A 16,161-nucleotide genomic window follows, 5' to 3' on the forward strand; every position below is an offset into this window, starting at 1 on the left:
TGAAAATCAACTGCCAGTAAACAAATAATATTGTTGCAAAATTTCAGTACAAAACGCTTACCATTTCCTGTGAATGGTAAGCGTTTTTTAGCCTCAACAATTATTGGCCTTTTCTCTAAATTCTTTTGGGCTCATTCCCTCAAATTTTTTAAATACTCTGCTAATAGTTAGTCTTATTGAACCAGTTAAAGGTCGGTATAGTTCTAGTTGTGCAAGACTTAACCTAGGGAAAACTGGAGCATACTATAGTGGAAGAATTGCAACATTTGAAGCATTCTCTAGAATTTTATGGGGACTAGTTCCACTAACAGCTGGTGGTTATGAAAGTGGTTCAATTTCTACAAGAGGGCGCGCATATACGTTGTATAATGGATGGTATGGTAGTAATAGATACATTTGACAATGCCTTCTCTAATGGTGGTCCTGTATTAAATTTTGGAGGAATTGCTATCCGATGCATGGTGAGGACAAAAGTTTTATTCAGAAACCTTAAGGTTTTTAATAAGTAGCATAAACATTGGCTTACCCCATTAAAGTTTTGAGTACCTACCAGGAAGAATTCCAACAGTCTTTTTGAATATTTTTAAAAAGTTAGAATAATCATTAAAGCCTGATTGGTTGCAGGCCTCTGTAACAGTACAGCCATTAATAAGAAGCTTCTTAGATAGTGCAATTCTCTTATATATAATATACTCATGAAGAGTGCTGCCTGTATGTTTTTTAAATAACTTGCTTAAATAAAATCTGCTTATGAAGAAATTTTTTTCTAGTACTTCAAGAGATAAATCTTCACATAGATTCTTATCTATATAGTCAAGTATGGGAATTAATTTCTTATGAATGCACATTGGATTAGCAGTAACTTTTGTTTTTGTAAATAGTACATTAATGTAAACTAATAGTTCAATAAAACAATTAAGTTTTAATATATTTATGCCATTAGTAGTAGTTTGTTTTAAATATTCATATCTATGAAATAAATCTAGTAAATCTGAAATCTCCTTTTCAGTGAGGGAGATTTTGTTTTGCTGACCTTTTTCTCTATTAAAAAAACAACTAAGCAAATCATAATCAGAATAATTAAAGGCTTTAGCTAGGTTATAATCAAATTCAATTGTTATCCGCTCATAAATTACGGCTGAGTTAAATGCTGGTTTATGTACTTCGTTATTGTTTGTAATTATCAAATCACCAAATTTTATGGGGAAAATGGTGTTTTCAACAAAGTAGTTTACATCTCCAGAAATTAAAAAATATATTTCACAACCTTCGTGTAAATGAAAATCGACATAAGGTTTTTTTGTCTGTATATGTTGATAGTTAATATTTTTATCTATTTCATTAATAAAGAAATCAAGCATATTATAATCAACCTTTCTTAGAGACCATTTATGGACAAGAAAAACAATAAATATAACAAAACAAGCAATAATATATCTTTAGTATACACTATAAATTAATTTAATGAACTTAACTTTACATAATTATTCACTCCTAGTTTATTTTATTAAGATGAAAATGACTTGGACATATCGGCCTCTACATTATCATTTACTACTTTAACGAATTTTGAAGTTTTTATAAGTTCTTTGAGTTTGTTTTCATATTCGTCTCCATTAAAGGGAACGTCAACTATTTTTCCTGTGAATGAAGAAAGCATAATGCCGTTTGCTAAAGTTACTGACTTGATTCCTTCATTACCATGAGCTACAAACTCTCCTGCGGTGTTAAGTATAACGTCTACAAACTTGCTAGTTACAACGCTATGGCCTTGTGGTTCATTTTCATTTACAGGAATTTCTGTATACCAACATTCAACGTTGCCGAAACTTTCCTTAGTTTCCTTACAAAATTTGAGCATAGATATACGGTTTCTATAGAATACAAGCTTGTTATTCTCGAAAATTAATTTTCCGTTTTCACCTACTATTTCCATACGGTTTGTTCCAGGTGTTTCTCCTGTTGTAACAATAAAGTGTCCTACCATACCATTTTCATGTTCAAGGTATGCTGTAACTTCATCTTCCACTTCGATATCATGGAATTTTCCAATATGTGCGTGACCACTAATTTTATTTGGAACACCAAACATCCATTGATACAGATCCAAATTATGAGGACATTGATTTGTGAGAATTCCGCCACCTTCTCCACCCCAAGTAGCTCTCCAACCACCGCTGTTATAATAAGCCTGAGATCTAAACCAAGCTGTATTAATCCAGGAAACTCGAATTAGTTTACCTAATTCTCCGCCATCTAGAATATCTTTTATCTTTTTGTGTATTGGATATGTTCTTTCTTGAAACATAAGAGCAAAGCCTATATTTGGATTTTTCTCTTTTGCTTTCTCATAAGCATCCATGATTTTCTTTGCATCGTTTATATGCACTGCTATTGGCTTTTCACAAAGAACATGTAGTCCACGATTAAAAGCCTCTACAGCGATTGGGGTATGATCATAATGAGGAACGGCTATAATAACTGCCTCCAGACCCGAATTATCAAAAAGATCTATATAATTATAGTATGCCTTTGTATTACAATCCGCTGCAAACCTATCTGCTTTTTCTTTGATTATGTCACAAACTCCCACAACTTCAACGTTGTCCATCTTTGGTAAGTACTTAATATGTTGACCTGCTCCAATGTTTCCAAGACCTATTAAACCAATTTTTAATTTCTTTTTAGTTTCCATTTAAATTCCTCCTTGTTTGTTTGGTTGTTTATTATTTAATTTTTAAAAATATTGTTTACTTAAATATTTATCACTACAAGAATTATTATAGAATATAAACTAATTAATAATATTGATTAAATTGGTTAATATATTGCTTATCTTGTGATAGCGCTAAAACGTTTTCTAAATTGAATTTTGAAATTAGATGGTATTATTATAACAGCAACAAGATGTAAGACATTAAGACTTAGATATATAAAATTTTTTATATTGAGAAGGGCTACATCCTTTGAATTTTTTAAATGTTCGATTAAAATAGCTAAGGCTTGAAAAGCCCGTTTCAAAAATAACATCAGTTATGGTCATATCTGTAGTTACTAGTAGATTTTCAGCAACGGAAATTCTTACAAAATTAAGATATTGTATAAAAGTATTGCCAGTTGCATTTTTGAAAACTCTACAAAAATAATAGTAATTTATTTTTAATATATCACAGGCTTTTTCTAAGGTTATATCGTCCTTGTAGTTATTTTCAACATAATTTATAACTGGTTCTAGTCTTTTAAAATTTTCTTTTTTCTTATAAAGATTAATCATATTGTTTAGATTAAATATTCCGTTTCTGTAGAGGATTGTTAAAATTCTATAGATAATAGATTTTATTGATAATTCATAGGCAATTGTTTTTCTTGTAAATTCAATTACTATTTCGTTTAAACATTTAGTTAGCTCTTGGAAATCTTTACTAAGTTTTGAATCAATTATTTGATAATTAAGATCACCTTCTTGTAAAAAAGGTGCTAAATATTTAAATTCTGAAAAATGACCTGAGCTGTATATGACATCTGGTTTGAATTGCAAAAGGCACATTTTAACATAAGGGTCAGAGGTAAGCGATGAAGCATGAACAGCCATACTATTAATCAGTAGTATTTTACCTTCATTTACAACTACATCACATCCACTTATCCTAAATGTCATAGAACCTTTAATCATATATATTATTTCAATTTCAGGGTGGACATGATAATTCGCAGCCAGTTTTAAGTTTAAATTGTCAACTATATACGTTTTTATGGGAAATGATGGATCGGGCATTTGAATAATCTCAGTTTCTATATACATATATAATTTCTCCTTATGAAATTTTATTAAAAGTCAAAATTGTACAAGTGAGTATCAAAATAGGGCTAGTAGTAAAATCTTTAGTGGAATATAATAATATTATATATGTAGTATTGTTAAATAACAATATACATTAAACTAAAATACTGAAAAAGGAGAGATTAAGATGAACAAAGATGCAACGAAAATACTTACAAGACATCCTCAAAATCCACTATTACATGTAAAGGATTTTCCAGGAGTAGCTCAGATATACAATCCATCTCCAGTTAAATTTGGCGATGAAACAATTCTTTTAGTATCAGTAGTAGAACATGCTGCAACTAAAGGATATGGAAGAGATGTTGGACAAACTAGAGTGGCAAGAAGTAAGGATGGAATTAATTTTGAACTAAGTTCTGAAAATTTCATAGACACTCAATCAGAGGAATATCCATTCCCTTTATATCATCATTTTATAGATAATAGAATTACAAAAATAGATGATACTTATTATATAATCACTCCAGTTATGGTTAAGGGATTTGATTCACCAGTTGGAATGCTTGGTAAAACTAAGGATTTTATAACATATGAAAGAATTGAGATAATTACAGCTCCTAAAAATAGAGGCGCATCATTATTTCCAGAAAAGATAAATGGTAAGTATTATAAATTAGATAGACCAGGTGGCGGAGATGGAAGTGGTGGCGACATATGGATTAGTGCATCACTAGATCTAATACATTGGGGAGAATTTAAACCAGTAATTGCAGCTGGATATAGATTTTGGAATGTAGGTAAAATAGGACCGACACCTCCAATTAAAACAGATAAAGGTTGGCTAGACATAACTCATGGAGTATTTTCTCCAGCGGGTGGAACTTACTATTATGTAGGAGCTATACTTCTAGATCTTGAAGAACCGTGGAAGGTAATAGGAAAAACAAACAGTTATATCTTAGCACCACAGGAAGAGTATGAAAAACATGGTAACTGTGATAATACAGTATTCCCATGCGGGGCAATTGCAGACTATGAAATTGATCAAATTAGATTATATTATGGTTCATGTGATAACTTCATTTGCCTTGCAACGGGATGTTTAAGTGAACTTGTTCAAGCTTGTATTGACGGTATTTAATAAATAAAATGGGTCAGTTCATTGGTAGAATTATCAATGAACTGATCCATTATCTTTCGAGTTGCACTATTTATTTAATGTTACTTCTCGTCTAAATTAAATTTTATTTTAAATTGTTTAGGCGAGAGGTTTTTATAATGCTTAAATTGTTGGATAAAATAGCTAGAAGTTGTATAACCAATTTCCATAGCGATCTCAGTAATATTTAAGTTAGTGCAAAGTAATAGTTTTTCTGCCTCTGTTATTCTTACGTAGTTTAGATATTTACTGAAAGCTTTTCCAACAGAAGCTTTAAAAAATCTTGAAAAGTAGCTATAACTCATGTTGAATTTAGATGCAACAGACTCAGTTGATATATCAGACATGTAATTTTTATCAACGTAATCAAAAATTGCTTGTAATTTCTTTAAAGTATTTTCGTTTATATTTGTATTTATGTTTAAATCAAGACCTTTATCATACCAATTACGAAGGATTAATAAAAATACACCACCAATATTATTTCTTATAGCTAATTCAAAACCATAATTTTTATTGTAATATTCTGTAAAAATTCCATGAAGAAGTTGTGGTATATAGGTATCTTTGATTTCGTCACTCGTAAAAACTTTTTGATGGGTTGATTTGTTTAAAGTAAAGGGAAAAACATATTTAGTTTCAAATACAGTTATAGATGTTGAATATAAAACATTTGGATCAAATTTTACCACGATATATTCAACGGCATCCTCTGACGTTTTATAAACAGAGTGTACTTCTCTTGAATTGATTAGAATCATATCACCTACATAAAAATTATAACTTTTACCTGCAATAAACACCTGTGCTTTACCGGATATACAATAGAGTAGTTCAATGTAATAATGATAGTGGGCATTAGCAAGAATGCCTTTACCTAAACCGTTTTGAACGTGACATTCAAAGGGATATAGTACACCTTCATTTAAATAAGTCTGCTCTTCATAAAAAGTTTCCATAAAAATCACCTCTTTTATTATGACAAATATTTGATACTTTTATTGCAAATTTATTATATCATATAATACCTTATTGTGTTAATTTATAAGCATAAGAAAATAATATTTAGATAAGTTATAGGAGGACAATATTATGCAAAGCGAGAAGAAAATAAGAATAGGAATTATAGGATGCGGTGGTATTGCAAATGGAAAACATATGCCAGCACTGAAAGCGTTATCAAATGTAGAAATGGTTGCATTTTGTGATTTAGTATTAGAAAAAGCAGATAAAGCAGCAAAAGAATATGGTAGTGTTGGTGCAAAGGTCTATACGGACTATAATGAATTATTACAAGATGAAACTATTGATGTTATTCATGTCCTTACTCCCAATAAATCACATGCAAAATTATCAATTGCTTCTATGAAAGCAGGTAAACATGTTATGTGTGAAAAGCCAATGGCTAAAACATCAGTCGAGGCATTAGAAATGGTTAATGTAGCTAAGGAAACAGGTAAAAAACTAACAATAGGATATCAACACAGACATAAAGCAGAAAGTACGTATTTAAAAAAAGCTATAGATCGTGGAGATTTAGGAGAAATATATTTTGCAAAAGCTACTGCAGTTAGACGTCGTGGTACACCTACCTGGGGAGTATTTTTAAATGAAGAAGAACAAGGCGGGGGTCCTCTTATAGATATCGGTACTCATTCACTTGACCTTACGCTTTGGCTTATGAATAATTACAAACCTAAAATGGTAGTTGGTACAAAATATAAAAAAATTCTAGACCCTGATTGTGGTAATCCTTGGGGACCATGGGATATAAAAGAAAATACTGTAGAGGATTCTGCTTTTGGGTTTATTGTAATGGAAAATGGCGCTACTATTATACTTGAATCAAGTTGGGCGCTTAATACCATAGAACCTATCTCAGAGGGAAGTACTGTTCTTTGTGGATCAAAAGCAGGAGCACAAATTAAAAACGGTCTTAGCATAAATAAAGATGAGTTTGGTAAGCTTATTGAGATTAAACCAGATTTAAGTGCTGGTGGAGTTGCTTTTTATGATGGAGTAGCTGAAACACCTTCAATAGTTGAGGCTAAACGGTGGATTGATTCCATTTTAAACGATACTGAGGTTGTAGTAAAACCATATGAAGCATATATTGTTTCCAAAATTCTTGAAGCGATATATGAATCAGCAGAGGCAGGTAAAGCTATATACTTATAATATAAGGAGGATAAGAATATGTTAAATAAATTATCAGCACAGCTTTGGTCTGTACAAGATTATACAAGTAAAGATTTTTTTGGAACACTTGAGGAAATTTCTAAAATGGGGTATACAGGGGTTGAATTTGCAGGATATAAAGATATCTTGGCAAAGGATATGGATAAAAAACTTAAAGAGGTTAATTTAATTGCTTTGTCAGCACATGTTGGAATAAACAGCCTTAAAGAAAACCTAGATGCTGAACTTGAGTATCTTAATACTTTAGGTGCAAAATATATAGTATGTCCACATGCAGAAATAAATACAGTAGAAAGTGCAATGAAGCATGCAGAATTATTTAATAAGATAGGAGAACAAAGTGCAAAAGCTGGACTAATATTTGCTTATCATAACCATGCACATGAATTTAAGATGGATGATGGTCAGTATCCATTAGAAGTTCTTTTCAATAATGTAGATTTAAGATATGTAAAACAACAACCAGATGTATTTTGGGTTGCATATGCGGGACTTGATGTTAATGAATATATGAAAAAAAATATATCTCGTTGCCCTGTTATCCATTTAAAACAATTAGAAAATAATGAAACAAAAAGAAATGTAGATGCAGGGAGTGGGATAATTGATTTCAAATATCTTATAAATCTATCGCCAGATGCTGATTATGTATATGAACAAGAAGAATTTGTAGGTACAAGCTTAGATAATATGAAAAAATCATTTAAAGATATAATGAATAGGTAGGTGTATTAAAAATGTTTAATTTAGGGATTATAGGGTTTGGAGGTATGGCTGAGTATCATTTCAAATCTCTTAAAGGATACGAGAGGCTAAATATAAAAGGTGTATTTGATATAAATCCAGAAAGATGTGAGTTTGCAATAAAGCAAGGTCTTAAGGCATATGAGTCAAAAGAGGAGTTATTCTACGATCCTGATATTGATATAATTCTTGTTGCTACAACTAATGAGGTGCATAAAGAACTATTAATTGAGGCAATGAAAGCTGGAAAACATGTTATTAGTGAAAAACCTGTAACTTTAACGTCCATAGAACTTGAAGAAGTAATTGCGGCGTCTATCAAATATAAAAAAATATTTACTATTGATCAAAATAGAAGAACAAATAAAGACTTTGTTTTGATGAAAAGAAGTGTTGAAGAGGGACTCCTTGGAGAAGTGTATGCTATAGAATCTAGGGTTGAGGGTTCGAGAGGAATGCCAACTGGATGGAGAACTATCAAAAGGCTTGGTGGAGGCATGATGGTAGATTGGGGAGTACATTTAATTGATCAAATGCTGTATATGATTGATCAAAAAGTTACTAATGTATTTTGTAAAATGTATAACATTGAGTATAGTGATGTGGAAGATAACTTCCGTCTTACACTGACATTTGAAAGTGGTTTAACAGCTCATATTGAGGTATCTACAAACAACTATATAACACATCCAAGATGGTATGTCCTAGGGAAAAAAGGCACACTTCAAATAGATAATTGGGATTGTGATGGAAAAATAGTAAGATGCATAGATAAAGAATGTGTTTGGGTGGATGAAATTGTTTATACAAAAGCTGGACCTACTAAAACTATGGCACCTAGAAACGCAAACTCTATAGAAGAAATAATTTTATCAGAACCTATGGATGTTGTAGATAATTTAACAGTTGTATATGATGGTTTAATAGATGCTATTGAAGGAAAAGCACCGCTTAAAATAACACCTGCAGAGGCGATGCGTGTTATGAAAGTAATGGAAGCAGCATTTGTTTCTAGTGAAACTTCATGTGCGGTTAATGTTGAAATATAGAAAAGCTTTAATCTAAAAAGTGGAGGAATAATATATGAAGATTGCAATGATAAGCTCTTGGCATGTGCATGCTAAAGACTACGCAAAACAAATTATGGAATTACCACAATGTGAAATAATAGCAGTGTGGGATGAAAATAAAGAAGTAGGACTTCAATGGGCAAATGAATTAAATTGTGAATTTATTGAAGATTATGATATGCTCTTAAGCGATGATTCTATTGAAGGTGTTGTTATCAATTCTCCAACCGTTAAACATACAGAATTAATTATTAAGGCTGCTACTGCTAAGAAACATATTTTCACAGAAAAGGTTCTTGCGTTTACAGTAGATGATTGTATAAAAATAAAAGAAGCAATTGAAAGAAACAATGTTAAATTTTCAATTGCATTTGTTCATAAATGCAGGGCAGAAATGATTTTTGCAAAGCAAATGGTTGAAAGTGGAGCATTAGGCGATATAACATATGCCAGGGTACGCAATGCACATAATGGAAGCACCGCAAATTGGTTGCCTGAGAGTTTTTATAATAAAGAAAATTGTGGTGGAGGAGCGATGATTGATTTAGGTACTCACACTGTATATTTATTAGAATGGCTCTTAGGTAAAGCAAAAAATGTTAGTGCAACTTTTACAAAAATAACTAATAGACAAGTTGAGGACAATGCAGTTTCATTATTTGAATTTGAAAATGGTGCTATTGGTGTAGCTGAAACAAGTTTTGTTTCTGTTTATACACCCCTAACTCTTGAAATTAGTGGAACTACAGGTTCGCTTATGATAAGAGATGGTGTTAGTTATGCAAATGCAGATACAGATGGAAAATGGATTGCTGAGAAAAACTTACCGCAATCACTTCCAAATCCACTAATACAATGGATTGAAGGAGTTACTGAAAATAAACAAATACACTTAGGAATTGATGAAGCAATTTCTTTAACTAGATTATTAAGTGCAGCATATAAATCAGAAGAAACTGGGCAAAAAGTTGAAATAAACTATTAAAAGAAGGAGGGGATTATGATGAAACTAGGATTTGTTAGTGCTATATTGGGAGAGTTAGGTTTTGAGGAAGTAATTAATTATGCTTCTGAAAATGGATTTTCTTGTGTTGAAATGATGTGTTGGCCAGTAGGAAAGGCAGAAAGAAGGTATGCTGGTGTAACACATATCGATGTTGATGGTATGGATGAAAAAAGAGCGGCGTATATTAATGACTATACGAAATCAAAAGGAGTTGAGATATCTGCACTTGGGTATTATCCTAACCCTTTAGACCCTGATGCTGAAAAGAGCAAATTTTATGGAGAGCATATTAAAAAGATAATTAAAGCAGCAAATATACTTGGAGTTAAAACTGTTACAACATTTATAGGTAAGGACAAAAATAAGACTGTAGAAGAAAATCTTATTAAATTCAAGGAGGTTTGGACTCCTATTATCAATTATGCTCAGGAAAATAATGTTCAAATAGCTATTGAAAACTGTCCTATGATTTTTACAAAGGATGAATGGCCTGGTGGATTGAATCTGGCCACAACTCCTGATATATGGAGAAAGATGTTTAAGTTAATACCAAATCTTAACTTTGGATTGAATTATGATCCATCTCACTTTGTATGGCAACAAATAGACTATATAAAACCTATATATGAATTTAAAGATAGAATATTCCATGTGCATTTCAAGGATATAAAAATATACAAAGATAAACTTGATGACGTGGGTATTATGGCTACGCCACTACAATACATATCACCTAAACTTGTAGGACTGGGAGATGTAGATTGGGGTAAATATGTATCAGCTTTAACGGACATCGGATATAGAGGATTTGCTTGTATAGAAGTAGAAGATAAGGCATTTGAAGATTCGATTGACTCAATAAAAGAATCAATAACTATAAGTAGAAATTATATGAGACAATTTATAATTTAAGGCTTTTAAAAACATAAATGGGCTGTTATAAAATTTTAATTTTATAACAGCCCATTTATATTAAATTATAAAGTAAAAATTGTTTGCATATGTTTCCGAATTTTAGAAACAAAATCTGGTAAGAATCAAATATGAGGCTTATATCGAATTGCACCTCCATGCACTAGGAGAAACTCCCATAAGTTTTTTAAAATGTCTATTAAAGCTTGAAATCCATGGAAAACCTACAGTGTTTGAAATGTTTAATATGGAACTCGAAGTAGATTTTAATAAAGAACAAGCCATTTGTATCCTGAATTTAATTAAATACTCTTGTGGTGATGAATTAAGATTTTTAACAAATAATCTTCTAAGATTTCTATCACTAGTATGGCAAAGATCCCCTAAAAAAGTAATATCGATATTATTCATATAATTGCTCGATATGTATTCTAATGCAGGAACAATAAGATCAAAATTTTGCCTTGAGTATTGCACATTATCGATAATATAATTACTAATTCTGTTTATTTCAATTATTAATTGCCATACTAAAGATTTCACATAAGATTTATAACCTAAGTGTTTATTATCCAATTCGAAAATTAAAGCTAAGATTAATCGGCAGATATTTGGATTTAATGAAGGAGTCAATATATTATTAAAAGTATTTACATTAGAAAGTATAGTAGCTAAATTATTTATTTCACCTAAAGGTAAATCTGATAAAAGCATTTTTTTGTCAACAAATATAAATTTCCACTTACTTACATTGTTTGAATCGCTTTGGGCAATATGTACTTGATTTTTAAAAATAATTGAGATATCACTAGCAGAAAAGTGAAATATTTTACCTTCCACAAAAAATACACCACATCCTTCGTAACAATAACCTATTTCCATGGAATTATGAAAGTGCATAGTAGATATTGGTTCAGCACTTGGACTATGGGTTAGTGTATCAGGAAAAGATATAGGAAATTCTTTGGGTGGATTGTCTGGAATATAGAGTACTTCTAAATTATTTGTCCGATTTCGCATATAAATTGCCCCTTTTCAAGTGGAATAGCATCTATGGTTCTATTATAATTGAAGTATAAGAAAATTAAAAGATATTTACGAATTTTAAAATAATGGAGGGTTACTATGTCTGGATGGACAACATTAAAAAATTTGGTAAAAGGAGAGATAAAGCAAAGAGAAGAAGAGGGTTGTAATGTAGAAGGATTCTATGAAAGATTTGAAAAAATAGGTGAGGATGAAAAGCAGCTTATGTCTTTTTATAATGAATTAGCTTGTTTAGAAATATCTAAGGATTTTCCTTTTTATGAGCCAATAGAGTTAGAAGAAATTAGAAAAAGTAGAGACGCAGGAACAAGGAAATTTAATATTTCAGAATCAGAAGATCAACTCAAAGATAGATTCAATGGTGCATGGCTGGGACGTTCTATAGGATGCGCTTTAGGTAAACCTATAGAATATGGTGATTATATGGGTGGTAGTAATGGAAGACCAGGGTGGAAAAATGTTGAACTTTGGTTTAAAGGTGCAAATGCTTGGCCTATTTCCAATTATGCACCAACTACATCTACAGCTAAAGAAGAATTTGGTTTAAATATTAGCATGGAGAGTAAAGACAGTCTACTAGAAAATATTAAATTTATGGAAACAGATGATGATATAAGATATACTGTTCTTGGACTAAAACTCCTTGAAGAAAAAGGTCTTGACTGGGATAGTTGGGATTTAGGAAAATTTTGGCTCGAAAATCTTCCCTATCAAATGCTTTGTACAGCTGAAATTCAAGCATATTTAAATTTCTCTACAATTACAAATCATTCCGAGGTGAAACCGGACAATTGGAAGGAACAGATAAATTGGGTTAGAACTCATATTAACCCATACAGAGAATGGATTGGTGCTCAAATTAGAGTAGATGGTTATGCTTACGGTGCAGCAGGTAATCCTGAACTCGCAGCAGAACTAGCTTATAAAGATGCAGCTTTCTCTCATGTAAAGAATGGAGTTTACGGAGCTATGTTTTTTAGCGCTGTGATTTCAGCAGCCTTTGTTGAAAAGGATATAGATAAGCTTATTGAAATAGGATTAAGCCAAATCCCAAATAACTCTAGACTGTATCATGATTTAAAGAAGGCTATTAAAATTGGAAAAGAAGCTAAAGACCAACTTGAATTAGCAGACAATGTATACGAAGCCTTCAAACACTATCATTGTGTTCATACAAATAATAATGCTGCCTTATGTGTAGCTTCATTAGTGTTTGCTAAAGGAGATTTTGAAAAAGCTATAACTACGGCTGTTATGGGATGGGATACAGACTGTAATGGGGCTACCGTTGGGTCGATTATGGGAGCGCTTGTAGGAGCAAAAAATATTCCTGAAAAATGGAGTAAACCATTAAATGATACTTTATATTCAGCAATACTAGGTTTCCATCCAATTGCTATTTCTGAGTGTGCTCAAAGAAGTTATAATGTATTTAATAAGATAAGGAATTCTAGTTCAAATAGACTTATATAACTTAATAAATAAATTGGTTAATAAATAAAATATAAAGGGCTGTAAATCTGCCCTTTATATTTTTTGCTTTAATTTACATATTTAAAAAGGAGTATTTCTAAATTCGCTAGGAGTTACACTTGTATTATTTTTAAAACAGGTTGTAAAATTTGATTCAGAGTTGAATCCTGTAGTAAAAACTATTTCTTTAATTGGTATATGCTTCCTGAATAGATCAGAGAATATAATTGTTTTAAGCAAAGTTCAATATTTAAATTTGAAAGATTCAAAATCTTTATATTACCTGGGAAATCTGTGGTATGACAAAAAACAATATGATTTAGCAGCGAAGTGCTAGGAAAAATCTAGAGAAATAGATGATAAGTTTCCAACAGTTCATCGTAATTTAGCATTGGCTTATTACAATAAACAAAATGATTTTGAAAAGGCGAGAGTATCTTTGGAAAAAGCATTCGATCTTAATAAGATGCATGCACGGGTATTTTTAGAGCTTGATCAGTTATACAAAAAGCTTGGAGTTAGCCAAGAGAAAAGAAATGCAACCTTTGTATATCCACATAACCTTGGAGAAGGTAAGCTTCCGGGAGCTCAAGAAAACAATGCAAATTATTTTCTAGGGTGTGCTTATGAATCCCTAGGTAAATTAAAGGTTGCAATGGAATTTTATAATAAAGGTTCTGTAGGACTTGATGAACCAGCGGGAATGATGTTCTACAACGACCAACCAGCTGATATGATATTTTATCAAGGACTTGCATTTTTAAAGATTGGGTACAACAATATAATAAAGGATGAAAAAGTTGAACTTTTATTTGAAAGTGCGATATTACCATATATCTATAAAAAAGTCATATATCTAAAAGAACAAGGATTATTTGTTGAATATGAAATTGAAAATAAGGGGCAGTAAATCTGTCCCTTATATTTTTGTTTATTATAATCTCAAAATCTTGTATGTTGTTATAACCTCAAATATGTATAAGGAAGCATTTCTTTGTTAGTTCTAAATTCACCAGGTGACACCCCTAGATAACCTCTAAATACTTTTATGAAATGATTTCCATTGGCTGGCGTATCCAATGGTTTTTGCAATTTCGTCTATATTCAGATTTGTATTGTGTAGAAGTTCTACTGATTTTTGAAGACGAACTTTAGTTATATATTTTGCAAGGGTTATTCCTAGGGTACGCGAGAAAAGTCTAATAAGATAAAACTTGGAAACTCCTATTTTCACAGCAATATCTTCTATTCCATATATCTTATAATAATTTTCAGTGATGAGCTGAATTGCTTTATCGATTAGGTTAGGATATTCTTGAACATAGTTTTTCTTTAATGAATGGTACAATTCCATTAAAAAACAGTAAGCGAGTGAAGAAGCCTTATAACAATCTAAAGAGACAATTATGATAAACAATGGACTTAACTGGGGGTAATATGTTTATTATTGATGACTATATAAATTGTGAAGGTTTGATGATTATTAAGGAAGCTCCTACAGCTTTAAGTGCTATCAATAGGAAGTGTAATGATTTATTTATAAAACCAGGGGAAAATGTTCAATTAATTGGTACAGGCATAGATTATACAAAATTGTCAATTGATTATTATACACCTTGTTATGGGAGCACTATAGGCGATGTACAATGCACTATAAGCCGTAAGAAAACTGAGGCAGGAATAATAGCTTTTGCAGCCAAAGGGGGTCACAACGAAGAGCACCATAACCACAGTGATATAGGTAACTTTATTTTAAATGTAAATGGAGACTCATTAATAGCCGATTTGGGAATGGGTAAATCACTAATGGTATAGTAATTTACCTATTTTGATTTACAGTATAAAAGATATTTTATTTTCTTTCCTATATTTGCCAGGTGATATTTTGAAATAACATTTAAAAACATGATAAAAATGGCTTAGATTTTCAAAACCAGATTCGAGTGCGATATTAATTACTAATTCATCACTATGAAGTAGTAGATTTGCAGCATAAGTAGTTTTTAATTCATTTACATAATCTGTTGGAGTTTTGCCTACGCATTTTTTAAATACACGACTTATATGTTCGGGAGTTCTGCCTGAAAGTTTTTCTATGGCTTTTAGACCATCTCTTATGTTTTCTGATCTTGACATTTCTGTCAATGTAAATTTGAGCCACTGTGGCATTGTATTGTCTTTTTCGTAATTAGTATAATTAAAGTATGTTGTAATTAATTCAATGAGTAAGATTCTAAGACGAGTTTTAATTATTTTTTTATCTATATCTGAAATAATAAACAAAGATTGAATTTTTTTGCTAACAAGTATTCTTTCTGATGGAGAAAGAAGGACAACTTGTGGAAGACTACTTTTTAATAGATTATCAGAATTAAAACCATCACCAAGGTAACTAAAAAGAGCTTCAGTTGTAGATGAAGGAAAAGCTAAGTTTATTAGCTGATTTTGCGAATTACTATATTTTTCGTAGAAATGAATATCATCAGGACGAATAAAAACCATAGATCCTTCAGACAGTCTTTGGGATAATCCGTTTATATTATGAATAACATCTCCCTTTAAAATTATGAAAAGTTCAAAAAAATCATGACAGTGTACAGGGCAGGCATTCTCTATATTGTTTATAATATGATAGTTAGCTTCAGCCTCTAAGTCAATTATATCTTTAGCAAATAATTTATCTATTTTCATAATAAAACAGCTCCATATTAATTATTTTACAATATCATTATAGCACAATTATTATATCATGCTTAAACAAGTAAAA

The 16,161-nt window shown here is 31.1% G+C and carries 18 protein-coding genes; 10 read left to right on the forward strand and 8 right to left on the reverse strand.

All coding sequences use genetic code 11. The features are described from left to right. The first annotated feature begins 103 nt into the window (after window positions 1–103). A complete protein-coding gene (locus KPL55_RS17290; protein WP_216307996.1) occupies window positions 104–400 on the forward strand; it encodes a DUF2264 domain-containing protein in 297 nt (98 codons plus the stop codon). Window positions 401–530: 130 nt separating this feature from the next. On the opposite strand, the gene KPL55_RS17295 is transcribed toward KPL55_RS17290, so the two are convergent. The 3 genes from KPL55_RS17295 to KPL55_RS17305 form a co-directional block, all read right to left on the reverse strand. Continuing rightward, entirely contained in the window at window positions 531–1,361 is an 831-nt protein-coding gene (locus tag KPL55_RS17295) for an AraC family transcriptional regulator (protein WP_216307997.1), read from the reverse strand. A gap of 146 nt (window positions 1,362–1,507) precedes the next feature. Next, complete coding sequence (locus KPL55_RS17300; RefSeq protein WP_216307998.1) at window positions 1,508–2,695, reverse strand: Gfo/Idh/MocA family protein; 1,188 nt, start codon at window positions 2,693–2,695, stop codon at window positions 1,508–1,510. 222 nt (window positions 2,696–2,917) lie between these two features. Next, window positions 2,918–3,802, reverse strand: a complete 885-nt coding sequence (locus KPL55_RS17305; RefSeq protein WP_216307999.1) for an AraC family transcriptional regulator — start codon at window positions 3,800–3,802, stop codon at window positions 2,918–2,920. Window positions 3,803–3,968: 166 nt separating this feature from the next. Between KPL55_RS17305 and KPL55_RS17310 the strand changes: the two genes are divergently transcribed. After that, window positions 3,969–4,925 (forward strand): glycoside hydrolase family 130 protein, encoded by a 957-nt coding sequence (locus tag KPL55_RS17310; protein ID WP_216308000.1) that lies wholly within the window; start codon window positions 3,969–3,971, stop codon window positions 4,923–4,925. 80 nt (window positions 4,926–5,005) lie between these two features. On the opposite strand, the gene KPL55_RS17315 is transcribed toward KPL55_RS17310, so the two are convergent. Continuing rightward, window positions 5,006–5,902, reverse strand: a complete 897-nt coding sequence (locus KPL55_RS17315) for an AraC family transcriptional regulator (protein ID WP_216308001.1) — start codon at window positions 5,900–5,902, stop codon at window positions 5,006–5,008. 133 nt (window positions 5,903–6,035) lie between these two features. Here KPL55_RS17315 and KPL55_RS17320 point away from each other — a divergent pair, with 133 nt between their 5' ends. From KPL55_RS17320 to KPL55_RS17340, 5 genes are read left to right on the forward strand one after another with little or no spacing between them, the layout of a single operon-like run. Continuing rightward, the gene (locus KPL55_RS17320) at window positions 6,036–7,121 is read left to right on the forward strand and encodes a Gfo/Idh/MocA family protein (RefSeq protein WP_216308002.1); all 1,086 of its coding nucleotides are present in this window, start codon (window positions 6,036–6,038) and stop codon (window positions 7,119–7,121) included. An 18-nt stretch (window positions 7,122–7,139) separates the two neighbouring features. Next, entirely contained in the window at window positions 7,140–7,868 is a 729-nt protein-coding gene (locus KPL55_RS17325) for a sugar phosphate isomerase/epimerase family protein (protein WP_216308003.1), read from the forward strand. 11 nt (window positions 7,869–7,879) lie between these two features. Further along, on the forward strand, window positions 7,880–8,935 hold the full coding sequence (locus KPL55_RS17330) for a Gfo/Idh/MocA family protein (RefSeq protein ID WP_216308004.1): 1,056 nt from the start codon (window positions 7,880–7,882) through the stop codon (window positions 8,933–8,935). A 34-nt stretch (window positions 8,936–8,969) separates the two neighbouring features. Beyond that, entirely contained in the window at window positions 8,970–9,941 is a 972-nt protein-coding gene (locus KPL55_RS17335) for a Gfo/Idh/MocA family protein (RefSeq protein ID WP_216308005.1), read from the forward strand. An 18-nt stretch (window positions 9,942–9,959) separates the two neighbouring features. Then, complete coding sequence (locus tag KPL55_RS17340; RefSeq protein ID WP_216308025.1) at window positions 9,960–10,874, forward strand: sugar phosphate isomerase/epimerase family protein; 915 nt, start codon at window positions 9,960–9,962, stop codon at window positions 10,872–10,874. A gap of 138 nt (window positions 10,875–11,012) precedes the next feature. On the opposite strand, the gene KPL55_RS17345 is transcribed toward KPL55_RS17340, so the two are convergent. After that, window positions 11,013–11,894 (reverse strand): AraC family transcriptional regulator, encoded by an 882-nt coding sequence (locus KPL55_RS17345; protein ID WP_216308006.1) that lies wholly within the window; start codon window positions 11,892–11,894, stop codon window positions 11,013–11,015. Between the two features lie 105 nt (window positions 11,895–11,999). Between KPL55_RS17345 and KPL55_RS17350 the strand changes: the two genes are divergently transcribed. Beyond that, entirely contained in the window at window positions 12,000–13,394 is a 1,395-nt protein-coding gene (locus tag KPL55_RS17350) for an ADP-ribosylglycohydrolase family protein (protein WP_216308007.1), read from the forward strand. A gap of 81 nt (window positions 13,395–13,475) precedes the next feature. Here the strand turns inward: KPL55_RS17350 and KPL55_RS17355 are convergent, their stop codons facing one another. Then, on the reverse strand, window positions 13,476–13,634 hold the full coding sequence (locus tag KPL55_RS17355) for a helix-turn-helix domain-containing protein (protein ID WP_216308008.1): 159 nt from the start codon (window positions 13,632–13,634) through the stop codon (window positions 13,476–13,478). A gap of 151 nt (window positions 13,635–13,785) precedes the next feature. Here KPL55_RS17355 and KPL55_RS17360 point away from each other — a divergent pair, with 151 nt between their 5' ends. Further along, window positions 13,786–14,304 (forward strand): tetratricopeptide repeat protein, encoded by a 519-nt coding sequence (locus KPL55_RS17360; protein ID WP_216308009.1) that lies wholly within the window; start codon window positions 13,786–13,788, stop codon window positions 14,302–14,304. Between the two features lie 126 nt (window positions 14,305–14,430). On the opposite strand, the gene KPL55_RS17365 is transcribed toward KPL55_RS17360, so the two are convergent. Further along, window positions 14,431–14,748: a helix-turn-helix transcriptional regulator gene (locus KPL55_RS17365; protein WP_216308010.1), complete on the reverse strand. Its 318-nt coding sequence runs from the start codon at window positions 14,746–14,748 to the stop codon at window positions 14,431–14,433. 83 nt (window positions 14,749–14,831) lie between these two features. Between KPL55_RS17365 and KPL55_RS17370 the strand changes: the two genes are divergently transcribed. Beyond that, window positions 14,832–15,209 (forward strand): heparinase II/III family protein, encoded by a 378-nt coding sequence (locus KPL55_RS17370; protein WP_216308011.1) that lies wholly within the window; start codon window positions 14,832–14,834, stop codon window positions 15,207–15,209. An 18-nt stretch (window positions 15,210–15,227) separates the two neighbouring features. Here KPL55_RS17370 and KPL55_RS17375 read toward each other — a convergent pair whose 3' ends face one another. Next, window positions 15,228–16,085 carry an AraC family transcriptional regulator gene (locus tag KPL55_RS17375; RefSeq protein WP_216308012.1) on the reverse strand — a complete coding sequence of 286 codons (858 nt, stop codon included), beginning with the start codon at window positions 16,083–16,085 and terminating at the stop codon, window positions 15,228–15,230. Window positions 16,086–16,161 lie beyond the last annotated feature (76 nt).

The sequence above is a fragment of the Clostridium lacusfryxellense genome (assembly GCF_018861735.1).
In the GTDB taxonomy this organism is placed as follows: domain Bacteria; phylum Bacillota; class Clostridia; order Clostridiales; family Clostridiaceae; genus Clostridium_AD; species Clostridium_AD lacusfryxellense.